This is a genomic window from Sedimentitalea xiamensis (assembly GCF_030164465.1).
Lineage (GTDB): Bacteria > Pseudomonadota > Alphaproteobacteria > Rhodobacterales > Rhodobacteraceae > Sedimentitalea > Sedimentitalea xiamensis.
The window spans coordinates 113,718-135,674 of record NZ_JASNJE010000005.1; the positions used below are offsets into that span (position 1 = coordinate 113,718).

The 21,957-nt window shown below is 62.5% G+C and carries 23 protein-coding genes; 6 read left to right on the plus strand and 17 right to left on the minus strand.

Annotated features, from left to right (window positions below; translation table 11 throughout):
* Window position 1: 1 nt before the first annotated feature.
* The 16 genes from QO034_RS05995 to QO034_RS06070 all read right to left on the minus strand — a co-directional run bounded on the left by QO034_RS05995 (window position 2) and on the right by QO034_RS06070 (window position 16,027).
* Window positions 2–808 carry an enoyl-CoA hydratase gene (locus QO034_RS05995; protein WP_284484597.1) on the minus strand — a complete coding sequence of 269 codons (807 nt, stop codon included), beginning with the start codon at window positions 806–808 and terminating at the stop codon, window positions 2–4.
* Complete coding sequence (locus QO034_RS06000; RefSeq protein ID WP_284484598.1) at window positions 805–1,557, minus strand: enoyl-CoA hydratase/isomerase family protein; 753 nt, start codon at window positions 1,555–1,557, stop codon at window positions 805–807. Before QO034_RS06000 ends, QO034_RS05995 begins: the two co-directional genes overlap by 4 nt.
* Window positions 1,558–1,671: 114 nt before the next feature.
* On the minus strand, window positions 1,672–2,373 hold the full coding sequence (locus tag QO034_RS06005; protein ID WP_284484599.1) for an ABC transporter ATP-binding protein: 702 nt from the start codon (window positions 2,371–2,373) through the stop codon (window positions 1,672–1,674).
* 1 nt (window position 2,374) lies between these two features.
* Window positions 2,375–3,151 carry an ABC transporter ATP-binding protein gene (locus QO034_RS06010; protein WP_284484600.1) on the minus strand — a complete coding sequence of 259 codons (777 nt, stop codon included), beginning with the start codon at window positions 3,149–3,151 and terminating at the stop codon, window positions 2,375–2,377.
* Entirely contained in the window at window positions 3,148–4,452 is a 1,305-nt protein-coding gene (locus QO034_RS06015) for a branched-chain amino acid ABC transporter permease (RefSeq protein WP_284484601.1), read from the minus strand. Before QO034_RS06015 ends, QO034_RS06010 begins: the two co-directional genes overlap by 4 nt.
* Window positions 4,449–5,405 carry a branched-chain amino acid ABC transporter permease gene (locus QO034_RS06020; RefSeq protein WP_284484602.1) on the minus strand — a complete coding sequence of 319 codons (957 nt, stop codon included), beginning with the start codon at window positions 5,403–5,405 and terminating at the stop codon, window positions 4,449–4,451. The genes QO034_RS06015 and QO034_RS06020 overlap by 4 nt, the downstream gene beginning before the upstream one ends.
* A gap of 77 nt (window positions 5,406–5,482) precedes the next feature.
* Window positions 5,483–6,727, minus strand: a complete 1,245-nt coding sequence (locus QO034_RS06025) for a branched-chain amino acid ABC transporter substrate-binding protein (RefSeq protein ID WP_284484603.1) — start codon at window positions 6,725–6,727, stop codon at window positions 5,483–5,485.
* 495 nt (window positions 6,728–7,222) lie between these two features.
* Window positions 7,223–8,020, minus strand: a complete 798-nt coding sequence (locus QO034_RS06030; protein WP_284484604.1) for an IclR family transcriptional regulator — start codon at window positions 8,018–8,020, stop codon at window positions 7,223–7,225.
* A gap of 42 nt (window positions 8,021–8,062) precedes the next feature.
* A complete protein-coding gene (locus QO034_RS06035) occupies window positions 8,063–9,091 on the minus strand; it encodes a phosphotransferase family protein (protein WP_284484605.1) in 1,029 nt (342 codons plus the stop codon).
* 9 nt (window positions 9,092–9,100) lie between these two features.
* Window positions 9,101–9,751 (minus strand): histidine phosphatase family protein, encoded by a 651-nt coding sequence (locus QO034_RS06040; protein WP_284484606.1) that lies wholly within the window; start codon window positions 9,749–9,751, stop codon window positions 9,101–9,103.
* A gap of 1 nt (window position 9,752) precedes the next feature.
* A complete protein-coding gene (locus QO034_RS06045; protein ID WP_284484607.1) occupies window positions 9,753–10,757 on the minus strand; it encodes an NAD(P)H-dependent flavin oxidoreductase in 1,005 nt (334 codons plus the stop codon).
* A complete protein-coding gene (locus QO034_RS06050) occupies window positions 10,757–11,953 on the minus strand; it encodes an acetyl-CoA C-acyltransferase (RefSeq protein WP_284484608.1) in 1,197 nt (398 codons plus the stop codon). The genes QO034_RS06045 and QO034_RS06050 overlap by 1 nt, the downstream gene beginning before the upstream one ends.
* Before the next feature lie 19 nt (window positions 11,954–11,972).
* On the minus strand, window positions 11,973–12,902 hold the full coding sequence (locus QO034_RS06055) for an SDR family NAD(P)-dependent oxidoreductase (RefSeq protein WP_284484609.1): 930 nt from the start codon (window positions 12,900–12,902) through the stop codon (window positions 11,973–11,975).
* 18 nt (window positions 12,903–12,920) lie between these two features.
* A complete protein-coding gene (locus QO034_RS06060; protein ID WP_284484610.1) occupies window positions 12,921–13,742 on the minus strand; it encodes an SDR family NAD(P)-dependent oxidoreductase in 822 nt (273 codons plus the stop codon).
* 9 nt (window positions 13,743–13,751) lie between these two features.
* A complete protein-coding gene (locus tag QO034_RS06065) occupies window positions 13,752–14,861 on the minus strand; it encodes an acyl-CoA dehydrogenase family protein (RefSeq protein ID WP_284484611.1) in 1,110 nt (369 codons plus the stop codon).
* On the minus strand, window positions 14,858–16,027 hold the full coding sequence (locus QO034_RS06070; RefSeq protein ID WP_284484612.1) for an acyl-CoA dehydrogenase family protein: 1,170 nt from the start codon (window positions 16,025–16,027) through the stop codon (window positions 14,858–14,860). The genes QO034_RS06065 and QO034_RS06070 overlap by 4 nt, the downstream gene beginning before the upstream one ends.
* 139 nt (window positions 16,028–16,166) lie before the next feature.
* Between QO034_RS06070 and QO034_RS06075 the strand changes: the two genes are divergently transcribed.
* Entirely contained in the window at window positions 16,167–17,162 is a 996-nt protein-coding gene (locus tag QO034_RS06075) for an NADPH:quinone oxidoreductase family protein (protein WP_284484613.1), read from the plus strand.
* A 3-nt stretch (window positions 17,163–17,165) separates the two neighbouring features.
* On the opposite strand, the gene QO034_RS06080 is transcribed toward QO034_RS06075, so the two are convergent.
* Window positions 17,166–17,822, minus strand: a complete 657-nt coding sequence (locus QO034_RS06080) for a histidine phosphatase family protein (protein WP_284484614.1) — start codon at window positions 17,820–17,822, stop codon at window positions 17,166–17,168.
* A 56-nt stretch (window positions 17,823–17,878) separates the two neighbouring features.
* Here QO034_RS06080 and QO034_RS06085 point away from each other — a divergent pair, with 56 nt between their 5' ends.
* From QO034_RS06085 to QO034_RS06105, 5 genes are all read left to right on the plus strand, one after another.
* Window positions 17,879–18,703: an enoyl-CoA hydratase-related protein gene (locus QO034_RS06085; RefSeq protein ID WP_284484615.1), complete on the plus strand. Its 825-nt coding sequence runs from the start codon at window positions 17,879–17,881 to the stop codon at window positions 18,701–18,703.
* A gap of 14 nt (window positions 18,704–18,717) precedes the next feature.
* The gene (locus tag QO034_RS06090) at window positions 18,718–19,719 is read left to right on the plus strand and encodes an NADP-dependent oxidoreductase (RefSeq protein WP_284484616.1); all 1,002 of its coding nucleotides are present in this window, start codon (window positions 18,718–18,720) and stop codon (window positions 19,717–19,719) included.
* 20 nt (window positions 19,720–19,739) lie between these two features.
* On the plus strand, window positions 19,740–20,219 hold the full coding sequence (locus tag QO034_RS06095) for a MaoC family dehydratase (RefSeq protein ID WP_284484617.1): 480 nt from the start codon (window positions 19,740–19,742) through the stop codon (window positions 20,217–20,219).
* 82 nt (window positions 20,220–20,301) lie between these two features.
* Window positions 20,302–20,742 carry a type II 3-dehydroquinate dehydratase gene (gene aroQ / locus QO034_RS06100; RefSeq protein ID WP_284484618.1) on the plus strand — a complete coding sequence of 147 codons (441 nt, stop codon included), beginning with the start codon at window positions 20,302–20,304 and terminating at the stop codon, window positions 20,740–20,742.
* Between the two features lie 4 nt (window positions 20,743–20,746).
* A complete protein-coding gene (locus tag QO034_RS06105; RefSeq protein WP_284484619.1) occupies window positions 20,747–21,502 on the plus strand; it encodes a LuxR family transcriptional regulator in 756 nt (251 codons plus the stop codon).
* Window positions 21,503–21,957: the final 455 nt, after the last annotated feature.

The window sequence follows — 21,957 nt, forward strand, 5'->3', positions numbered from 1 at the left end:
TTCATGCGATTTTGTCCTTTCCTGCGATTTTCCGGCCCCGTGCGATGACGCGCGCGCGGTTCCGCGCCACGTCGCCGGCGGAAACCCGTGCGATATGCCTGTCGAACACGTCCGTTTCCTGGGCCATGCCTTCCGTTAACCCGTGCTCGGCGCTCAGCGCGAGAAGCTGGCGGATCTCGCGCATTGTCGTCACGTCGGTTTCCGCAATCTGTCCCGCCAGTTCGCGCGCCCTGTCCATCAGGGCATGATCGGGCAGCACTTCGTTCACCAGCCCCCAGGCCAACGCGGTGCCGGCATCTATGAAGGCGCCGGTCAGGCTCATCTGGCGCGCGCGGTTCACTCCGATCAGGCGCGGGAGAACTTGGGTCATGCCCCAGGACGGCGTGATGCCGACACGGCTGTGGGTGTCCCCGAATTGCGCGGTCTCGGCGGCGATCAGGAAATCCCCGAGCAGCGCCAGTTCCAATCCGCCAGTGATTGCAAAGCCGTTGACGGCGGAAATGATCGGGTGCGGACAGGCTTTCGCGACGGCAAACAGGCTGTCCGGACCATGCCATTGAAAACCGGATATCCCATCCGGACCGGCAATTTCACCAAGATCCAGCCCGCCGCAGAACGCGCGGCCGCGCCCGGTCAGGATGATGGCCCTGATGTCGTCATCTCTGGAACTTTGCGCCAGAACATCCGTCAACGCGCGGACCATCTGCCGCGACAGCGCATTCATCTTGTCGGGACGGTTTAGGGTGACTTCCAGGATCGGCCCCGCGCGGCGGCAGAGCACGACGGACGCCGCGGTGCCTTCTGTCATCCGATCATCCGTTTCATGGCCGGAACGGTTTCGTCGTTGAACCAGCCGCCCTCCGGCGCGTTGGCCCCGTTGTCGATCGCCGTTTGTATCCGCCGGATCGTTTCGCCGCGGATCTGGGCCTTGACGCTGGCATAGGTCCGGGGCGGCAATTGCGCCAGATCCTTGGCGGCCGCCATGGTGCGCGACCACAACGCGTCCTTCGGAACGATTTCGTCGATCAGGCCCAGCGTTTCGGCTTTTGCACTGTCCACGGGAAGACCTGTCAGCATCAACAGGCGCAACGCATTGGGTCCAAGCATGGACCGCGCGATCTCCAGCGGTCCCACCGGGAAATCGGCGCCGACGCGGATCTCGGCCAGACCAAAGCGCACATTCGGGGCCGCAAGGCGGAAATCGCTTGCAAGCACGAAGAACAGGCCGCCCGCGATCGCGGCCCCGTTGACCGCGACGACGGTCGGTTTGGGACAGGCAAACAGGCTCAGGAACCCTTCGTTGAGCCCTTTGACGATACCGTGCTGGTCCTTCAGATCGAATTTCTGCGCTTCCTTGAGATCGAGACCGGCGGAAAAGACCTTGAATTCGCTGGAAAGCATGATCGCCCGCACCTCGTCGTCGGCTCCAAGACTGTCGATGATCCGGCCGAAATCCGACAGGAACGCGGCGCTCAGAGCATTGACGGGGGGGCGGCCGAGCCGGATTTCAACAACGCCGTCTTCATGGTCGATGCGGGTCAGGTATTCTGCCGTCATGGCATTCTCTTTCGTTTCATTTCGCCATCTACAAATCTTCGACACGCTGCACGGCAATCGGCTGCGGCACAACCCTAGCCCGTCTGAACGGGTGTTCCCTGGGACAAAGACCGATCAGACCTCGAGCCATTCCTTGCGCACATCGTCGCGGGACCGAAGTTCTTCCGGCGTGCCTTCGAAGACCATCTGTCCATGCCCCATCACGTAGACCCGGTCGGCAATGTCCATTGCGATGGCGAGCTTTTGCTCCACCAGCAATGTGGACACGCCACGGCTGGCGATCTCCTTCAGGAGTTCGCCGACCTTTTGCGTCATCTGCGGCGACAGCCCTTCGGTGGGTTCGTCGATCATGATGAAATCCGGGTCGCCCATCAGGGTCCGGCACATGGTCAGCATCTGCTGTTCGCCGCCGGACAGAACCGACGCTTCGACGTCCGCGCGATTGAGCAGATTCTCGAACAGATTGAACATGTCCTGCATCGACCAGCGCCCGGACCCGTCCTTCTGGCCGGGCTTGAGTCCCAGGATCAGGTTCTGCCGCGTGGTCAGTCCCGGAAAGATGTCCCGGTTCTCAGGCACGTATCCGATGCCGAGGTTGGCGATCTCGAAGGCTTTCTTGCCGGCGATGTCCTGCCCTTTGAAACGCACCGTTCCATGCGGTTCGACCTCGCCCATGATGGCCTTGCAGGTGGTCGACCGCCCGACCCCGTTGCGTCCCAGAAGCGCGACGATCTCGCCCTCTTCGATGGCGATGTTGACGCCCTGAAGAATATGGGACTTGCCGTAATAGGCGTGCAGATCCTGTACGTGCAGCATGTTAGTGTTCTGCCTCCAATGCGGCGCCAAGATAGGCTTCTTGCACCTTGGGGTTGGCGCGCACCTCTTCGGGGCGGCCGGTGGCAATGATCTCGCCATAAACCAGAACGGAAATGTAATCGGCGAGGCCGAACACCACGCCCATGTCATGTTCCACCATCACCAGCGTCTTGTCTTCGGTCACGGTGCGGATCAGTTCGACGATGTAATCGGTTTCCGAATGGCTCATCCCGGCGGTGGGTTCATCCAGCATGATGACGTTGGCGCCGCCGGCGATCGTGATCCCGATTTCCAGCGCCCGCTGTTCCGCATAGGACAAAACGCCGGCCGGCAGATCGCGCCGCGCGGTGAGGTTGATCTGCTCCAGGATGCTGTCGGCGGCATCCGTCAGATCCTGTGACCGGCTCACCATGTTCCAAAAGGAATACCTGTAGCCCTTGGACCACAAGAGCGAGCAGCGGACGTTTTCGAAGACGCTCATCTTCGGGAAGATGTTGGTGATCTGGAACGACCGGCTCAGTCCCATCCGGTTGATCTGGAACGGCGCCAATCCGGCCAGATCGCGGCCATGCAAACGCACCTTTCCCGAGGTCGGCGGGAAACGCCCCGTGATCAGGTTGAACAGCGTCGACTTGCCCGCGCCGTTCGGGCCGATGACCGCATGGCGTTCGCCCTTTCCGATCTTCAGGTTGACGCCGCGGATGATCTTTGCCTTGCCGAAACTCTTGTGCAGGTTCTCGATGGCCAGCGCGGGTGTCGAATTCGCAGAAGAGTTCATGTGCGGCCTCCGGAGAAATTGTTGGCCTTGTGCCAGGCTTCCACGAGTCCGGGCACGTTCCGGCGCGTTATCCAGAATGCGGCTGCGGTGACGACGATCGCGATGATCCAGGGAAAGACGGCGTGACTGTCAAAGGTCGTCCAGAACAGCGTCATTTCATCTTCGCCGGTGGCGGCATGCCGGAAATGAAAGATCATTTCGACCAGCGCCGACAGGCCGAGGATCGTGATCAGGCCCGGTAACAGCGTCCTGATGTAGGGCAGGACCAGATGCCGCGCCTTGCCGAACTTGAAAGCCGGAACATGCATCATGATCAGTCCGGCAAGACCGCCCGGAAAGAACATGACCGTCGAAACGAAGAGCACCCCGGCATAGAAGGCCCAGAGATCGGTTTGCAGGCTCAGCACGGTCTGCACCAGCGTGAAGACGATGGCACCCAGGATCGGCCCGAAGAAGAACCCGACACCGCCGAGAAAGGTCACCAGAAGGATCACGCCGGAAGACGTCGTATTGAGGTTCTCTTCGGTCAGGATCTCGTAGTTGATCGCAAAGAGCGCCCCGGCGATCCCGGCAAAAAAGCCGGAAAAGATGAAACTGTAAAACCGGACCCATCTCGCGGAATAGCCGAGGAATTCGGCGCGTTCCGGGTTGTCCCGCACCGCATTGGCCATGCGCCCGATGGGCGTGCGTGAAAACAGATACATCAGGAGGGTCGAGATCATCAGCCAGGCGGAAATCAGGTAATAGACTTCGATCTGTTTCAGGAACTCGATGCCGAAGAACGGCAGGCTGTAGGTCCGGTCGCCCGAAATCCCTTCCTCGCCGCCAAAGAACGCCACGATGATGATTGAAGAGGCGGCGATCAGTTCGCCCACACCGAGGCTGATCATGGCGAAAACAGTGCCCGCGCTGCGGGTGGAAAAGCTGCCGACGATCATCGCCAGGCCCATTCCGAAGAGACCGCCAAAGATCGGCAGCAATGGCAATGGCAGCACGGCGAAGAACTCGGTCGCGTTCATGATGTGCATGCAGGCAAAGCCGCCGATACCAGAATAGACCGCATGGCCGAAGGACAGCATCCCCCCCTGCCCCAGCAGCATGTTGTAGGCCAGCGCAAAGACGATCGTGATCGCCATCTGGTTCATGATGGTGATGGCGGAATTGTTGGTGAAGATCATCGGCAAGACGATGAGAACCAAAGCCGCCACGATCCACGGAGTGGCGCTGATGGTCATGGATCCGGCGCGCATCCGCTGGGCGGGCTTGGTCGGATCGGTCGTTATCTGGTCTTGCTCGTTCATGCGTCTCGTTTCCCAAGCAGGCCGTAGGGACGGAAGATCAGGATCAGCACCATCAGGATATACGGCAGGATATCGGCAATCTGCGGGCTGGTGATCGTCCAAAGATCCCGGAAAATGTTGTCATCGAGGTACTCCGGCGTCGAGATGCCGATGCCGTTCAGGATGTCTTCCATGCGGATGTTGTAGGATTTGGCGAATGTCGTGATCCAGCCGATCAGCAACGAGGCGACCAGCGCGCCCCAGAGCGACCCCAGCCCCCCGATCACGATGGTCACGAAAACGATGGACCCGAGCACGAAGGCCATGCCGGGGAACGTGCCAAGCACCGGCCCGGCGATCGCCCCGGCGACCCCGGCCAGGGCCGTGCCGACGCCGAAGACGCCCATGAAGATCAGCGGCACGTTGTGGCCAAGCGCCTCGACGGTTCGCGGATAGCTCAACGCGGCCTGGATGATCATCCCGACGCGGGTCTTGGTCAGGACGAACAGCAGCCCGATGAAGATCGCCACCGAGATGAAGATCATGAAGATCTTGTAGGCGGGGATCGAGTTGCCGGCGATGGCGAAAGCGGTGAAATTCAGGACTTCGGGAATGTCGAAGGGCATCTGGTTCTTGCCCCAGATGAACTGCACCAGTTCCTCGATCAGCAGGGCAAGGCCGAAGGTGAAGATCAGTTCCGGAACATGGCCGTATTGGTGGACCCGTCGCAACCCGTAGCGTTCAACCCCGGCGCCGGCGATCCCGACGATGATCGGCGCGACCAGAAGCCCCACCCAAAACCCCATGTATAGGCTGATCTGATAGGCGAAATAGGCGCCTAGCATGTAAAAGCTGGCATGGGCGAAGTTGAGCACGCCCATCATGGAAAAGATCAGGGTGAGGCCAGCGGACAGCATGAAAAGCAGCAGTCCCGTCACCAGCCCGTCGATCAGATTGACGAGTACGAGCTCCATCTGGCCCTCCGGTCAGTCATGTGATTATGCGAAAACGCCCGCTCCGGCCCGCGACGGGCCGGAGCGGAGTGACCGGGTTACGGCCGTTCCATTTTACAGGTGGTCGGGCTGTCCATCCCGGCCATTTCGATCGTGGATTCCGCCACGACGCCAAAGCCGGAATTGTCATAGTCGAATGTCACGCCTTCGTTCGTGTGCACCGCGATATGCATGTTCTGGATCGCCTGATGGTCCTGCGGCCGCATGTAGACCTTTGTGCCCCACATGCTGTCATATTCCATGCCTTCCAGTGCGGACGCGACCGCGACGACGTCCGTCGATGTCCCGGCGGCCTGGATGGCCTGCGCCAACATGCCGATCGTATTGGAAATGCGGGACTGGTCCACGTTGCCATCCGGATACTTGGCCTTGTAAGCGGTGTAATAGGCAGCGGCTTCTTCGGTCGGCGGCGGGTTGATCTGGCCTTCGCTGATCAGACGGATCGACCCTTTGCCACCTTCGCCGAACGCGGCCGTGATGCCGCTGCCGGCTGCATAGTAGGTGTAGATCGGGCCGGTGAAGCCGTTCTCGATGATCGACTTGCCGAGACCCAGCATGTCGGCCCCCCAGTTGCCGGTGATCACGGCGTCGGTTTCGGCGCCCACGATCTTGCGGGCATAGGGGGTGAAGTCCTTGACCTTACCGATCGGGTGCAATTCGTTGCCGACGATCTGGATGTCCGGACGTTTCGCGGCTAGGTTGGCTTCCGCCGCCTCGGCGACTGCCTTGCCGAAGGAATAATCCTGACCGATCACGTAGACGTTCTTGATGCCCTCGTTGGCCGCGATCACATCGGTCAGCGCATCCATCTTGATGTCCGCGTTGGCGTCAAAGCGGAAATGCCAGAAATTGCACTTCTCGTTGGTCAACGCCGGATCGACCGCGGCATAGTTCAGGAACAGAACCCTGCTGTCGGGGTTGCGCTTGTTGTGCTTGTCGACGGCTTCGGTCAGCGCATTGGCGACGCCGGAACTGTTGCCCTGCACGATGTAGCGAACGCCCTGGTCGATGGCGACCTGAAGCTGGATCAACGATTCCTTCGGGCTGATCTTGTTGTCAAAGCCGATGACCTCGAACATCTGACCGTCCAGAACGCCGCCCTTCGCGTTCACCAGGGTTTCGGCGGCAAACTCGAACTGATGCAGGCCGTTGGTTCCGGTCGCCGCGAACGGACCCGAAAGCGGGTCGATGAAGGCGATCTTGATGTTCTCTGCAAAGGCCGTCGTAGAGCCGATGATGAGCGCCAGAGCCGTTGTGACGCCAAGCTGTTTTGTCTTCCGCATGTGGTTTCCTCCCTTACACGCAACTCGACATGCCTGCGTGCATTTTTTATCGTCGAGCTTGCGCCAAAGCCTTGCATATCGACCGTCAATGTCAAGCGCAGAGGCGTTGGAAACCGTTCCGTCTTTTCCTGCGCCGCGACGGCTCCGGAACCCGGCATTTGAGCGATAATCACGGTCCGAAAGAAAACACCGCTCCACGTCGAATTCCAGCTTCACGAATCTACATTAAAGTCATCAAGCAAGATATTGGTATCTTAAGTTATTTCGTGTTCATCACAAGCTTTCCAAATCGATCTGATGCGTCGTAGGCGGAACGAAACTGACCCTTTTTCAGGCGCTTTCGGTATGCTGGCCGCGCGGTTTTTCTTTGGGTCATACGTCCTGTTTTGACGGTCGGACCGAAGCAAAGACGTCGCGTTCAAACAGAGATTTGTTCCGCTGTGCAGAATTATGTTCCACCTGACAGCGAGTGATTCCCGTTGGCCGGCAGACTCGCTAGGGACGCGAACTCAGCGTCCTGGCGGCGGCCAGCAGTTCCTTGGCGTAGTAACCTTCCAGCTGCTTCTTCTTGACGTGAAAGGACGGCCCACCGACGTTCAGCCCGTAGACCCGCGCACCGTTCAGGGAAATTACCGGAACCGCAATTCCGTTGACATCCGCGCGCCAGTCCCCGTATCCGGTGCAATACCCGTGTTCTTCGTATTCCGCGGCGGCGCGGGCGTAACTGCTTTGCCGCCTGTCTTCCTCGTCGGGGTCTTCCCTTCGGCCCATTTCGAACGCATCGGCCCGTTCCTCTTCGGACATGCCGACCAGAATGGCCCGCCCGATGGCCGAAAAGAACAGCGGTAGCCTGGATCCGACATGCATGCTCAGAGACACGTTTTCTCGCGAACGTTGAACCGCAATGTAAACGACATCAAGCCTGTGACGTTCCGCCAACGCGCAGGTGATGTAGGAATTCGGACCATCCCGCAGGTCGCGCATCACGGCCAGCGCCCGGTCGTTCATCTCCAGGGACGACAGGACGCCATAGCCCAGTTGCAGAACCCCGGCGCCAAGGCGATACATCCCGGTGTTCGGATCCGCCACGAGATAATCCAGAACGCAAAGCGTATGAGTCAGCCGCGACACGGTCGGTTTCGGCAGACCGGTGCGTTCCGCGATATCCGTATTGGTCAGCTCCGCCTCGCCGGGACGAAAACAGCGCAGGACATCCAGACCCCGCGCCAGAGCCGTGATGAAGTTCCGGTCCTTGGATTCGTCGGGATCGTCCCTGAACACATCGTCGGACATCAGGCCGCGCTCCTTGTGACCGGCACCATCATTCGGTTCTCCTCATCCTTTCAGCGCCTTGAGGCCGTTTTCGGCAAAGACCGGAACATATTGCCCGACCTTCATGGCGCGTTCCGGGTTGCTCGCGTTTCCATCCAGGGCGCGTTTCAGAACCCCCTGGATGATCGCAGCCATTCTGAAGAAGCAGAAGGACAGGTAGTATCCGAAGTTGTCTATCCCCGGTAAACCCCTGCGTTCGCAATAGCTTGCGATGAATTCTTCATCGCTTGGCAAGCCCAGGGCGGCGCGGTCGATACCCGCCAGCCCCCGGCCTTCACGGCCCGCCGGCATCTGCCATTGCATGATGACGGAGGCGAGATCGGCAAACGGGTGCCCGATGGTCGACAGTTCCCAGTCCAGAACCGCCAGGCAACGGATTCCGTCCTTCTGGAAGATCATGTTGTCGATGCGATAGTCCCCGTGCACCAGGGTGCGCTGCCCGTCGTCATCCGGCATCCCGTCGACAAGCGCCCGCATCAATTCGTCCATCGCCGGGATCCGAGATGTTTCAGAGGCGCGGTACTGCTTGGACCAGCGCCCGACCTGGCGTTCGAAATAGTTTCCCGGCGGGCCATAGTCCGACAGGCCGACCGCGTCGATATCGACCATGTGCAGAGCCGCGAGAACCCGGTTCATGTCGCCGATCACCGCGGAGCGTTCCGGGTTGGAGAGATCGGGCATCGTCGGGTCGCTGAAGTTGCGCCCGTCGACGTGATCCATGATGTAGAACATGGAGCCGATGACGCTGTCATCATCGCAGAGCAGGTGCATTTTGGCGACAGGCACATCCGTGTCTGCGAGCGCCCTTTGAACCCGGAACTCCCGGTCTACCGCATGCGCGGATTTCAGGAGCGATCCCGGCGGCTTGCGCCGCAGCACATAGTTCTTCTTGGGTGTCATCAGCAGGAAGGTGGGGTTGGACTGCCCGCCCTCGAACTTGCGCGCGCTCAGCGGACCTTCGAAACCGGGAAGGTTGCCGGCGAGATAGGTGCCTACGGCCTCCAGATCGAGCGTTTGGGCGGTGTTCGTCATGTCCTGTCCTCAGCTAAAAGTCAGCAGCTTCGCGGTTTCCTGCGTGGAAAAATGCGGTGTCGCATTGAATTCATGCAGAAAAAACGCTTCTCGGGAAAAGAAGAACCGTGTCCAGGACGTGTTCTTGACCTGGAGGTTCAGCGCGATCATCTGCTCGGGCGGGGCACCGAGACTCCGGGAAACGAGTTGCCCGATCGGACCTCCGGAACTGATCACCAGCACCCGGCGCGCGTCGGTCTGCGTCGCGAAAAGCCGCGCCGCGTCCACCCGGTCCACGAAGGCTTTCCAGCTTTCACGCGCGCTGGCCAGACCGCCGCCCTGCCAGTCGAGGATGGTTTCGCGCAGGGTCCGGAAATGCGTTTTGCGGTCGTGGCGCACCGGATCGGGCACCTGCCCGCCGAACCGTGTGTTCAGCAGATCGTGGAAATCGTATTCGTTGAGGCCGGGATGGGTGTCCGGGCTATCGGTAAACCCCATGGACCGCAGTGTCTCCTGCTGGCGCTTCAACGTGCCCGTCACCAGCCGGTCGGGCATCCAGCCGGCGTCGCGCAGCGCCTGCCCGGCCAGTTCGGACTGGCGGTGCCCCAGGTCCGACAAACGGTCGTAATCGTCTTCGCCGAAACTGGCCTGCGCGTGGCGTATGACAAGAAGCTCAGCCATGTCAGGGCGCGAACTCCGCCGCCAGGGATGCTCCGGCGTGCAGGTATTCCTTTTCGATCCGGTTCACGAGGCTTGCGACATCGGCCACTTCGCGCACCGCGCCAATGCCCTGCCCCGCGCCCCAGATTTCCTTCCAGGCCTTGGGTTTGGAGGAGCCGGAGCTGAAATTCATCGAAGACGCATCCGCCGAGGGCAGGTTCTCCGGGTCCATTCCGGCCGCCATGATCGACGGTTTCAGGTAGTTTCCGGAAACCCCGGTGAAGAGAGACGAGGTCACGATGTCCTCGGCCCCGCTGGACACGATCATGTCCTTGTAACCGCTCTGGGCATTCGCCTCGCGCGTCGCGATGAAAGGCGATCCCATGTATCCGAAATCCGCCCCGACCGCGCGGGCCGCCAGCAGGGCCTCGCCGCTGGCGATCGCGCCGGACAGCAACAGCGGACCGTCGAACCAATCGCGGATCTCGCGGATGAGCGCAAAGGGCGACTGCGGGCCGGCGTGCCCCCCGGCCCCGGCGGCAACGGCGATCAGCCCGTCCGCCCCCTTGTCGATGGCCTTGCGGGCAAAGGTGTTGTTGATGATGTCGTGCAGCACGACTCCGCCGCAGGAATGCGCGGCCTCGTTGACCTCGACCCGCGCGCCCAGCGACGTGATCCACACCGGCACCTTGTGCCGCACACAAATCTCGAGATCCCTGTCCAGACGACCGTTGGACCGGTGCACGATCTGGTTCACCGCGAAGGGCGCCGCTGGCCGGTCCGGATTGGCCTGGTTGTGGCGGTCGAGTTCTTCGTTGATCCGCGTGAGCCATGTGTCCAGCAACGGATGCTCTCCATCGGCTTCCCGCGCGTTCAGCGCCGGGAACGCCCCGACGATCCCGGCCTTGCATTGCGCGATCACCAGGTCCGGCGCCGAAACGATGAATAGCGGCGCGGCCACGAGCGGCAGCCGCAGCCCGCGCAGCGCTTTCGGCAGGCGACTGTCGTCGCGACCCCATTTCGTCATCAGAGAACCTCGAAGAGGCCGGCCGCCCCCATGCCACCGCCGACGCACATGGTGCAGACGACATATTTCGCGCCCCGCCGCTTGCCTTCGATCAGGGCATGGCCGACCATCCGCGCGCCGGACATGCCATAGGGATGTCCGATCGAGATCGCGCCGCCATCGACATTCAGAAGTTCGTCGGGGATGCCGAGCTTGTCGCGGCAGTAGAGAACCTGCACCGCGAAGGCCTCGTTCAACTCCCAAAGCCCGATATCGTCCATCTTGAGCCCATGCGCGGCCAACAGTTTCGGCACCGCGAAGACCGGGCCGATCCCCATCTCGTCCGGTTCGCAGCCGGCTGCCATCGCGCCCACGTAACGCCCCAGCGGTTCAAGGCCGCGCTGTTCGGCCAGTTTCGCCTCCATGACTATGGCGGCAGAGGCGCCGTCCGACAACTGGCTGGCGTTGCCCGCGGTGATATACCGGCCTTCGGCGATCGACATGCCGTTCTTGAATACGGGCGACAACGCCTCAAGGTTCTCGATGGTGGTGCCGGGACGGTTGCCTTCGTCCCTGGACAGCGTCACCTCCTGGTCGCTGATCTCTTTCGTCTCGCGGTCCTGCACCTTCATCACCGTGCTCATCGGGACGATTTCCGCATCGAACCGGCCCGCGTCCTGACCTGCGGCGGTGCGTTGCTGGGATTGCAGCGCATAGGCATCCTGATCTTCGCGGCTCACGCCATAGCGCGCCGCGACGGTTTCCGCCGTCTCCAGCATGCTCATGTAGATGTCGGGCTTGTTCTGTTTCAGCCAGGGGTCCGCCCCGACGCGCATGTCCGGGGTCTGCACCATGGAAATGCTGTCGACGCCGCCGCCGATCACGACCTCCATGCCGTCGGTCAGAACCTGCTTGGCCGCCGTCGCGATGGCCATCATGCCTGACGCGCACTGCCGGTCCAGCGACATGCCCGCCACCGTCACCGGCAATCCGGCCCGGATCGCCGCCTGGCGCGCGATATTGCCGCCGGACAACCCCTGCTGAAGCGCCGCGCCGATCACGCAGTCGCTGATCTCTGCCGGATCGACGCCAGCGCGCTGCACCGCATGAGTGATCGCATGAGCGGTCAACGCCTGTGGCGTGGTGGCGTTGAAAGCCCCGCGATAGGCCTTGCCGATGGGGGTACGGGCGGTGGAAACGATGACGGCGTCGCGCATGGCGATCTCCTTTTGCTGTTCAGTTGCCCCAGTCGAGCGTCAGCCCACGGGCCTCGGCCGCGTTGCGGACGTATTTTCGGGTCTGTTCAAAGGCGTTCTGCAATTCTTCCTGGCCATCGGCATCCGAAATCTCGGCAAAGCGGGCTGCGACCGTTTCCGGGGTGTTGTCGTCCTCCGCCAGCGTAATTCCAGGCGTTTCGTAGATGCGTGTCCGGGCGTAGCTTCCGGCGCCCGCCCCCAGGATGACCCGGCTGGGCGCATCCTCGCTGACGAGATAGAGCAGACCCGGCGTGATCGTCCCGGGATCGAGAAGAGCCAGCGCGTCCGCAGGGATCAGGTCTTCGGTCATGCGCGTCGCCGCCGTCGGGGCCAGGGTATTGACGCGGATGTCGTCGCGCGCGCCCTCGATGTGCAGCACGTTCATCAGCCCGGCCATCGCCGCTTTCGCCGCCCCGTAGTTGGACTGGCCGAAGTTGCCATAAAGTCCCGACGCCGAGGTGGTCAGCACGATGCGGCCATATTTCTGTTCGCGCATGATCGGCCAGCAGGCGTGGCAACAGGTCGCCGTGCCCATCAGGTGCACCTCTACGACCTTGCGGAAATCATCCAGCGTCATCTTTGCAAAGGTCTTGTCGCGCAGGATGCCGGCGTTGTTCACCAGAATATCGACCCGCCCCCAATCGCGGCTGGCCTTCGCGACCATGTCCATGACGGATTCGGCGTCCGCCACATCGGCCCCGTGCGCCATGGCTTCGCCACCTTTGGCGCGAATTTCCTCGACCACCGACAGCGCCGCGTCCGACGACGCGCCCTGCCCGTCCGGCGACACGCCGAGATCGTTGATCACGACCTTTGCGCCGCGTTCTGCCAGACCCAGCGCATGGGACCGCCCAAGCCCGGTGCCGGCCCCGGTCACGATCGCCACACGCCCATCAAACCTGATCGTCATCGAAACGGTTCCTCCGATCTATTGCATCGCTTTTTCAAAGATGTTCTGCCCGCTCATCACGTTGATCCCGCCGCTGACGGGAATCACTGCCCCGGTGACATAGGCGCCGCCGCGACCGCAGAGGAACAGGACGCAACCGGCGATGTCTTCATCCCGCCCGACCCGGCCCAGCGGTACATCGCCACCGACTTTTTCGCGCATGTCTTCGTCCGCCGTGGCAAAGGCGGTCATTTTCGACACGAACGGGCCGGGGGCCAGGGCGTTGACCGTGATGTATTGGCCCGCGAGTTCCTTGGCCAGGATCTTGCTCAGGTGCAGCACGGCCGCCTTGGAGGCCGCATAGCTGTAGGCGCCGTCGCCCATCGGCATTTCGCCCATGACCGAACCAACGTTGACCACCCGAGCGGGATCGTCGACGGACCCGGAGGCGATCAGCATCGGCAGCAGGCCCTGGGTGAGGTGAAACAGGCCCGTCACGTTGACAGCCATGACTTTTTCCCAGGCGTCGAACGGGAAACCGCCCAGCGGTGCACCCCAGGTCCGGCCCGCATTGTTCATAAGGATATCAAGCGTTTCAGTCCGCTTCTTCACCTCGGCGACAAGCGCATCCACCCCGGATTCGGTCCCGACGTCCCCGGCGAAACCCTCCACCGATCCGGGCGCGTCCATGGCGTTCAGTTCGGCTGCGACGGCTTCGCATGCGTCGCCCTTTCGCGACGCGATCAGGACCCTGGCGCCTGCCTTCATCAGGGCTTCGGCGGCCATCCGGCCGATGCCCGTAGCGCCTCCGGTCACAAGCGCGGTCTTCCCGCGCAGCGAAAACAAGTTCTCCGGTGTCATGTCGATCCTCTAAAATCCGCGCAGCCGCGCAACGGTTTCCGCGTGATATCCATAGTCGCCCAGCCATTCCGAAGCGACCCGCGCGCGTTTCATGTAGAACCCCATGTCGAAGGCATCGGTCATGCCGATCCCGCCGTGCATCTGTACGCCTTCGATCACCGCATCGGTCGCGGTCCGGGTGGCGCGGGCCTTGGCCAGCGAGACGGCGAGCGTCGCGTTCTCCGGATCCGCATCCAGCATGCGGCCGGCATGCGCGATGGCCGACGCCGTCACCTCGATCTCGCACCAAAGATGGGCGGCGCGGTGCTGCAGGGCCTGGAAACTGCCGATGGGCGCTCCGAACTGCTTGCGTTCCTTCAGATAGTCGACGGTCATCCCAAACGCGCCGCTGGCCAGCCCGGTCATCTCGGCCGCCAGCGCCGCCTGTCCGGCCTGAAGCGCCGGGCGCAGGATGTCCAGCCCCTGCCCCAGCCCGCCGAGCACGTCATCGCCGGTGGCCTCCACGCCGTCAAAGACGATCGTGGCGGCATCACGGCTGTCCACCATCGCATTGGGCTGGCGTTTCGTGCCCGCGCGGTCCGCAGGCAGGTCGAACAGTGTCGGTCCCTCGTCGGTTCGGGCCAGAATGAGCAGACGGTCGGAAAAGCCGCCGTCGACCACGAATTTCTTCGTTCCGGTCAGGCGAAAGCCGTTGCCGTCCCGGCGTGCCGCGCAATCGACGGAACCGGGGGTGAACTTGTTGCCTTCATCCAGGGCCAGCGCATAGGTGCGGGTGCCGTCCGCGATGGCCGAAAGGGCATCGTTTCGCCCCGCGACCTGCCGGAGCGCCGTCGCGGCGATCACGGCGCTGGACAGGAACGGGCTTGTCACAAGGGTCTTGCCCATCTCCCCGGCCAGCACACCCGCGGCGGCATGGCCCATGTCCGATCCGCCGGCCGATTCCGGCACGAGGATTCCCGCCCATCCCATCGCGGCCATGTCCGCCCAGAGCGCGGGGTCGTGGGTCTGCCCCGCGTCACGCAAACCCCGCAGATGAGACACCGGCGCGACGTCGTCCAGGAATCCGCGCGCGGCATCTGCCAGCATGGTTTCCTCTTCGGTTCTGAGCAGGCCGGTCATGCGGGCAGACCCAGAACGCGGCGCGACACGATGCTCAACATGACTTCGGACGTGCCGCCTTCGATCGAATTCGCCTTCGTGCGCAACCAGTCCGCCGGGCGCGATCCGTGCGGGCCATCCCAGATCAGCGCGTCGCTGCCGCCTGCGGCCATGAGCAGCTCGTGCCTCTGCTTGTTCAGTTCGGTGCCGACGTATTTCAGCATCGCCGAGGCATCGCCGACCCCGGTGGTCCGCGCCATGTCCTTGTAGCGTTCCAGCGTCAGCCCGATGGCCAGCGCATCGACCTCGCACCGCAGCGCCGCCGCCCTGAGGCAGGCGTCGGTCAGCCCGCCGCTGTCATCCGACAGGATGGCTCCGAGCGAACGTCCGCCGCCGGCGCCCTGGCCGCTGGCGCTGATCATTTCCCGTTCGTGCGTCAGCAGGTATTTCGCCACGTCCCAGCCCCGGTTCACGTCGCCCACCACCTGATGTTTCGGAACGACCACGTCGTCAAAGAAGGTTTCACAGAACGGCGACACGCCTGAAATCAGCTTGATGGGGCGCGTCGATACCCCCTTTGTCCGCATGTCGATCAGGACAAAGGAAATGCCCTTGTGCTTGGGTGCATCCCGATCCGTGCGCACGAGGGCGAAGATCCAGTCGGCCTTGTCCGCGTAGGAGGTCCAGATCTTCTGCCCGTTGACAAGCCAGTGATCGCCACGGTCCTCGCATCTGGTTTGCAGGCTGGCCAGATCCGACCCCGCGCCAGGTTCGGAATAGCCCTGACACCAGCGGATTTCACCCCGCGCGATTGGCGGCAGGTAGTGTTGCTTCTGGTCTTCGGTTCCGAACTGCAACAGCGCCGGTCCGAGCATCCAGATTCCAAAGCTCAACAGAGGCGGGCGTGCGCCGATTCGCGCCATCTCCTCGCGCAGAATCTTTTCACGCGCCCGGTCCAGCCCGGCGCCGCCGTAGGCGGTGGGCCAGGTTGGCACGGTAAAGCCCTTTGCCGCGCACCGGTGCAGCCAGGTCTTCTGGTCCTCGGACTGGAATTCCCAGGTCTTTCCGCCCCAGCAGATATTGGCGTCGTCGGCCTTTCCGTCCCGCATGGCTTCGGGACAGTTTTCCTGCAACCACTCCCGAGTCTGCTCGCGGAACCTGTCCAGGTCCGTCGTCTCCTGCCCCATTGCGCATCCTCCCCGACGTATCGCACGGCTGTTCCGCTGTGCAGAATTGCATTTCGAATTTCGATTGACAACACCGATTTGCGACAAGACATTCGGGCCCAACGCCTGCAAGGTGAAACGGAATACAGGGAGAGTAACCATGAAAGCGATGCTGAGTACGGCTCCGGGAGGACCCGACACGCTGGAACTGACAGAGCTGCCGGACCCGGTTCCCGGCAAGGGCGAGGTGCGCATCCGCGTTCGCGCCGCCGGTGTCAATTTTCCGGACACGTTGATGATACGGGATCTCTACCAGATGAAACCGCCCCGGCCCTTTGCCCCGGGCGGAGAAATCGCGGGCGAGGTGGATGCGGTCGGGGAAGGTGTCGAAGGCTTGTCGGTCGGCGACCGTGTTCTGGCCCTCTCGGGCTTCGGCGGGTTCGCAACCCACATCACCATCGACGCCAGGAAAGTCATCCCGATTCCGGACGCCATGCCCTACGAGGATGCCGCCTGTTTCATCTTCACCTACGGGACGTCGCACCATGCCCTGAAAGACCGCGCCCATCTGAAACCCGGCGAGTCCCTGCTGATCCTGGGCGCGGCGGGCGGTGTTGGCGCGGCGGCCATCGAATTGGGCAAGGCTGCGGGCGCCAAGGTGATCGCTGCCGTATCCAGTGCGGACAAGGCGGAATTCTGCAAATCCATCGGCGCGGATGAAACCATCGTCTATCCGAGGGATCTCGACCGCGATGCGCAGAAGGCGCTGTCAAATGAAATCAAGGCGCTGGCGGGTCCGGATGGGGTGAACGTGGTCTATGACGCGGTCGGAGGCGACTATGCCGAACCGGCCATTCGCGCACTGGCCTGGGAGGGCCGGTTTCTTGTCGTCGGGTTCCCGGCGGGGATTCCGAAAATCCCGTTGAACCTGACCCTGCTCAAGGGCTGTCAGGTCGTCGGCGTGTTCTGGGGGGCCTCGACCTTCCGCGATCCCAGGGGGCATGCCGAGAACGTCGGGGAACTGTTCCAGATGTATGCCGACGGAAAGATAAAACCCCGGATCAGCGCGCGATTTCCGCTGGAACAGGCCGCCGAGGCGCTGACGCTGATGCAGGACCGCAAGGTAATGGGCAAAGTCGTCCTGACCATGCCATGACGGTCAGGTCAGATGCGCACAATCGTTGAACCCGCGCACGATCATGCGCTCGCCATGGATCACCAGGCGGCTGATGCTGCCGTTGGCCGCGCCGAGAAAAGCGAAGGGTTCGGACCCGCTGGCCAGCGCCACCGCCGCCCCGATCACGCCGCCATGCACCACGACGGCAACGCGTTGATCCGGATGCGCGGCAGCGATGCGCAACAGGCCGGAACGCACCCGCGCATGAAAGACCGCGGTCGTTTCCGCGCCGGGGATTTCGCCCCATTCCTGCCGCGCCCTGGCCCGCTGGATCTCGGGTGCGTTGTCGGCGACCTTGATGCGGTAAAGTCCCCCGTCCCAGTCGCCCAGATGGACTTCGCGCAGGTCGGGCTCGATGGCGGGCGTCAGGCCGAGCCGCGCCGCCAGGGGCGCCGCGGTCTGATGGGTGCGCCGCAGCGTGGTCACGTAGAGCGCGCTCAACGGTTCGCCTTCAAGCCGCTTGGCCACCGCGAGGGCCTGGGCCTCGCCTGCGGGATGCAGGGCCGGGTCGCCATGTCCGTCCTTCAACGCAAAGGAAACGCCCGGACGCGCGGCCTCGGTGCGGCCATGACGGATCAGGAGGAGATCGGCGGCGCCGGGCGGCGCGACATAGTCGGTCTGGTGGTATTCCCTGCTCATGACGTTATCACTTTCCGGTTGTTGCCAAACCGCTTTGTAAAGGGGAACCGCAACGGATGACAACGCGCAGTGTGGACACCGGGACGGATCATCTGAGCTGTTCGATCACGGATCGGGTCGGGGTGCTGACGCTTAACAACCCGGAGCGACGCAACGCGCTTAGCGATCGGATGGCCGACGCGCTTGCGCGGATGCTGAGCGAGATGGAATCCGACCCCGAGGTGCGTGTGCTCGTGCTGACCGGGGCCGGCGGCGCCTTCTGCGCCGGGGGCGACGTGCGTTCGATGGGCGCGTCGCTGGCGCAGGGGCAGGAACCGGACCCCGAAACGATGATCCGCAGCCTGAAACAGGGACAGGACAGGATCTCGCTGCGCCTGTTTGACTTCCCGAAACCGACAATCGCCGCCCTGCCCGGTCCGGCGGCGGGCGCCGGGATGTCGATCGCGCTGGCCTGTGACCTGCGGGTCGCGGCCCATAGCGCGCTTCTGGTCCCGGCCTTCGGCGCAATCGGCCTGTCCGGCGATTTCGGCGGCAGCTGGCTTCTGACGCAGCTCGTTGGGCCGGCGCGGGCCAAGGACATCTATTTCACCGGCCGCCGGATCCTGCCGATGGAAGGCCAGGATCTCGGTCTGTTCAACCGGGTCGTCCCCGACGAGACCCTGATGCAGGACACGCTGGCGCTGGCGGGGGAACTGGCGGCGGCGGCCCCGGTCGCCCTGCGCTACATGAAAGCCAATCTCAACCGGGCCATGTCCACGGATTTCCGCAGCGCGCTGAACGGCGAGGCCGAACACATGATCCGAAGCATGCTGACCGAAGACCACAGGAACGCCGCGCAGGCGTTCGTGAAGAAACGCAAACCGGAATTCAAGGGCCGATAGGCAGGGACAACGACATGGAAAACAGACAGATCGTGGTGGCCGAGCTGCCGAAGGACGAACTGACCAGCGATCATTTCGCGATGCGCGGGGTCCCGATGCCGGTGCCGGGACCGGGAGAGGTGCTGCTGCGGACCGTGTTGATGTCCATCGACGCCGCCAACCGAAGCTGGATGAAAGGCGCGACCTATCGCGAGGCGGTCAATGCGGGCGATCCGATGCCGACCTACGCCGTTTGCGAGGTCGTGCAGAGCAATAGCCCAAAACTTAACAAAGGCGATCTGGTCGCGGCGGAATCAATCTGGGCGGACTACGCGACCTGCCCCGCGCACAAGGCGCAAAAGCTGCCGGATGTCCGGCCCGTTTCGAACCTTCTGTCGGTCTATGGCATCGCCGGGAAGACCGCGTTTCACGGGCTGATCGGCGTCGGCCGGCCCATCGCCGGGGAAACCGTCCTAGTCTCCGCCGCCGCCGGATCGGTCGGAGGATATGTCGGGCAGATCGCCAAGGCTCTGGGCTGCCGCGTCGTCGGCATCGCCGGCGGGGCGGAGAAATGCGCCTGGGCGGTTGAAACTCTGGGATTCGACGCCTGTGTCGACTATCGCGACCCGAAGATGTTCAAGGCTCTGAAGGCCGCCTGCCCGGATGGGGTCGATGTGTATTTCGACAATGTCGGCGGAACCATCCTGGAAACGGCCCTGTTCCTGATGAACGAACGCGGACGCATCGTCTGCTGCGGAGCGATAAGCCAATACGACACCGCCGCCCCCACCGGTCCCCGCAACCTGCCCGGTCTCGTCGTGGTGAAACGTCTGCGGATGGAAGGCTTCATCGTGATGGATTTCGCCGATCGGGATGCGATGGCCCTGCGGGCGCTGCGCACCTGGGTGGAAAGCGGCCGGATCAAGGTTTTCGAGGACATCGTCGAGGGCTTGGAGAACGCGCCCGAGGCGCTGATCGGTCTGCTGGCCGGGGACAACAAGGGCAAGCGCATGGTGCGCGTCGGACCGGATCCGTAATCTGAACAAGGGAGACAAACATGGCTGCAATTGACGACGCACTGGCGAAATCGCAAGCGCTGGTGGGCACCGAAGTCGGTGTTTCGCGGTGGATCACGGTCGATCAGGCGATGATCGACGCCTTTGCCGACATCACCCATGATACGCAATGGATTCATGTGGACCCGGAGCGGGCGGCGGCGGAAACACCTTTTGGCGGCACTATCGCGCACGGGTTTCTGACCCTCTCGCTTGCCAGTCGTTTCGCTTACGACTGCTTTTCGATGATGCCGGGGCAGGTCATGGGCATAAACTATGGTTTCAACAAGTTGCGCTTTCTTTCTCCGGTGCGGGCCGGGTCGCGGCTGCGCGGGCGCTTCGTGCTTGCCGACGTGAAGAAACGCAACCCGACCGAGCTTCTGCGCGAAAACAACCTGACGATCGAGATCCAAGGACAGGATACGCCGGCGCTGGTCGCGCAGTGGCTGGGGCTGGCGGTTTTCGGCGATCCGGAGGGGTAAGAGCGCCAACAGGGCCATCCGCGGACTGGACAGACCCCGTTTGGGCGGCGTAAGACCGTTGCATTCCAAAGGAAATTGCGAAATGCCCGGTATTCTCATTCTCAACGGTCCAAATCTCAACCTGCTCGGCACGCGGCAACCCGAAGTCTACGGGTCCACCACCCTGGCGATGATCGAGGATGCCTGCCGGGCTCATGGTGCGGACATCGGGCTTTCCGTCACCTGCATGCAGTCCAATCACGAAGGCACCCTGATCGACGCCATACACGCCGCCAAGGGCGGCCGGTCGGGCCTGATCATCAACGCGGGGGCCTATACACACACGTCGATTGCGCTGATGGATGCGGTTGCATCGGTCGAATTGCCCGCGGTCGAGGTCCACCTGTCCAACATTCACGCCCGCGAGGAGTTCCGCCACAGGTCCTATCTGGCCAGGGTCGCGCTCGGCCAGATTTGCGGATTCGGCGCGCAGGGCTACATAATGGCTTTGGACGCTTTGAAAGCACACCTTGAAAAGGCGTGATTTCATGAAGTTGCGGGAATATCTTCACTTCGTTTCCAACAGCCAGAGCCTGGAGGAACTGTGGCCCGCCCACACCAGGCAGATGGAAACATTCGGGTTCGACCGGCTGATTTACGGGTTCACGCGCTTTCGGACCGAAACCTCGCTTGGCGATCCCGAAGACTTCACGATCCTGACCAACCACAGCCCGGAATATATCGATGGATTCCTGCATGGCGGGCTCTATTTCCATGCGCCGATGTTGCGATGGGCGCTTGATAACGAAGGCGCCGGAAGCTGGCGGCAGATCTACGAGAAATTCGACCTAGGCGCGCTGACGGCCGAGCAGATCAAGGTCGTTCAGTTCAATCTGACACACAAGGTGACGGCGGGCTATACGATCAGTTTCAATTCGGTATCGCCACGCTCGAAGGGGGCGATCTCGCTGGCGGCCGGGCCCGGCATGTCGCAGGAAGAGATCGACGCGATCTGGGACGAGCATGGGGAAGACATTCACCTGATGAACAATGTCGCGCATCTCAAGATCCTCACCCTGCCCTACAGCCCGCCAAACCGGGGCCTGACCAAGCGGCAGCGCGAGGCGCTGGAATGGGTGGGCGACGGCAAGACCACGCAGGACATCGCGATTCTGATGGGGCTGACGGCGGCGACGGTCGAGAAACATCTGCGGCTGGCGCGTGATTCCCTGTCGGTGGAAACCACGGCGCAGGCGGTCCTGAAAGCGGCGCTGCACAACCAGATGTTTATCATGGAAGCCTGAATCGTTAAGTTTCAGGAACTTATGCGTATTCCTTGCTGTTCGTTTACCTAGGGTAAGGAATACAATACTTTTACAAAAACCCGTTAGGCTGCACAGTATAGATGTTCCGTGAGTGGTGGCTTTGGCCTGGGAACAGTGGGAAATGAACCTTGCAATTTCAAGGCTCTCTGACCTTTACCGGCTCTGCCGGATCCGGTCCGGGCGTGTATTGATCCGCGTCCGGCCGGACATTGATACGTCCCGTCCATCCCCATAGTCAGGGACGGTCAAATGACGGGGTCGCAGTATCTGCGGCCCCGTCGATTGTTTCGCCAGCGATATTTTCGCCGATCTGCCCCATCGTTCGTCCGGGATCTGCGCCAAGGGTCGGGCCCGCATGGCCAGATCCCCGCGACCTTCAGGGAAGCAGGACAGACGCCCTCGGCAGCCTGCACAATGCACCTGCGAAGGTCCGG

What these genes read in the sequence shown, in the direction of transcription:
- QO034_RS05995 (WP_284484597.1), bottom strand. Translation starts at nt 808, where the DNA reads ATGACAGAAGGCACCGCGGCGTCCGTCGTGCTCTGCCGCCGCGCGGGG.
- QO034_RS06000 (WP_284484598.1), bottom strand. Translation starts at nt 1,557, where the DNA reads ATGACGGCAGAATACCTGACCCGCATCGACCATGAAGACGGCGTTGTT.
- QO034_RS06005 (WP_284484599.1), bottom strand. Translation starts at nt 2,373, where the DNA reads ATGCTGCACGTACAGGATCTGCACGCCTATTACGGCAAGTCCCATATT.
- QO034_RS06010 (WP_284484600.1), bottom strand. Translation starts at nt 3,151, where the DNA reads ATGAACTCTTCTGCGAATTCGACACCCGCGCTGGCCATCGAGAACCTG.
- QO034_RS06015 (WP_284484601.1), bottom strand. Translation starts at nt 4,452, where the DNA reads ATGAACGAGCAAGACCAGATAACGACCGATCCGACCAAGCCCGCCCAG.
- QO034_RS06020 (WP_284484602.1), bottom strand. Translation starts at nt 5,405, where the DNA reads ATGGAGCTCGTACTCGTCAATCTGATCGACGGGCTGGTGACGGGACTG.
- QO034_RS06025 (WP_284484603.1), bottom strand. Translation starts at nt 6,727, where the DNA reads ATGCGGAAGACAAAACAGCTTGGCGTCACAACGGCTCTGGCGCTCATC.
- QO034_RS06030 (WP_284484604.1), bottom strand. Translation starts at nt 8,020, where the DNA reads ATGTCCGACGATGTGTTCAGGGACGATCCCGACGAATCCAAGGACCGG.
- QO034_RS06035 (WP_284484605.1), bottom strand. Translation starts at nt 9,091, where the DNA reads ATGACGAACACCGCCCAAACGCTCGATCTGGAGGCCGTAGGCACCTAT.
- QO034_RS06040 (WP_284484606.1), bottom strand. Translation starts at nt 9,751, where the DNA reads ATGGCTGAGCTTCTTGTCATACGCCACGCGCAGGCCAGTTTCGGCGAA.
- QO034_RS06045 (WP_284484607.1), bottom strand. Translation starts at nt 10,757, where the DNA reads ATGACGAAATGGGGTCGCGACGACAGTCGCCTGCCGAAAGCGCTGCGC.
- QO034_RS06050 (WP_284484608.1), bottom strand. Translation starts at nt 11,953, where the DNA reads ATGCGCGACGCCGTCATCGTTTCCACCGCCCGTACCCCCATCGGCAAG.
- QO034_RS06055 (WP_284484609.1), bottom strand. Translation starts at nt 12,902, where the DNA reads ATGACGATCAGGTTTGATGGGCGTGTGGCGATCGTGACCGGGGCCGGC.
- QO034_RS06060 (WP_284484610.1), bottom strand. Translation starts at nt 13,742, where the DNA reads ATGACACCGGAGAACTTGTTTTCGCTGCGCGGGAAGACCGCGCTTGTG.
- QO034_RS06065 (WP_284484611.1), bottom strand. Translation starts at nt 14,861, where the DNA reads ATGACCGGCCTGCTCAGAACCGAAGAGGAAACCATGCTGGCAGATGCC.
- QO034_RS06070 (WP_284484612.1), bottom strand. Translation starts at nt 16,027, where the DNA reads ATGGGGCAGGAGACGACGGACCTGGACAGGTTCCGCGAGCAGACTCGG.
- QO034_RS06075 (WP_284484613.1), top strand. Translation starts at nt 16,167, where the DNA reads ATGAAAGCGATGCTGAGTACGGCTCCGGGAGGACCCGACACGCTGGAA.
- QO034_RS06080 (WP_284484614.1), bottom strand. Translation starts at nt 17,822, where the DNA reads ATGAGCAGGGAATACCACCAGACCGACTATGTCGCGCCGCCCGGCGCC.
- QO034_RS06085 (WP_284484615.1), top strand. Translation starts at nt 17,879, where the DNA reads ATGACAACGCGCAGTGTGGACACCGGGACGGATCATCTGAGCTGTTCG.
- QO034_RS06090 (WP_284484616.1), top strand. Translation starts at nt 18,718, where the DNA reads ATGGAAAACAGACAGATCGTGGTGGCCGAGCTGCCGAAGGACGAACTG.
- QO034_RS06095 (WP_284484617.1), top strand. Translation starts at nt 19,740, where the DNA reads ATGGCTGCAATTGACGACGCACTGGCGAAATCGCAAGCGCTGGTGGGC.
- aroQ (WP_284484618.1), top strand. Translation starts at nt 20,302, where the DNA reads ATGCCCGGTATTCTCATTCTCAACGGTCCAAATCTCAACCTGCTCGGC.
- QO034_RS06105 (WP_284484619.1), top strand. Translation starts at nt 20,747, where the DNA reads ATGAAGTTGCGGGAATATCTTCACTTCGTTTCCAACAGCCAGAGCCTG.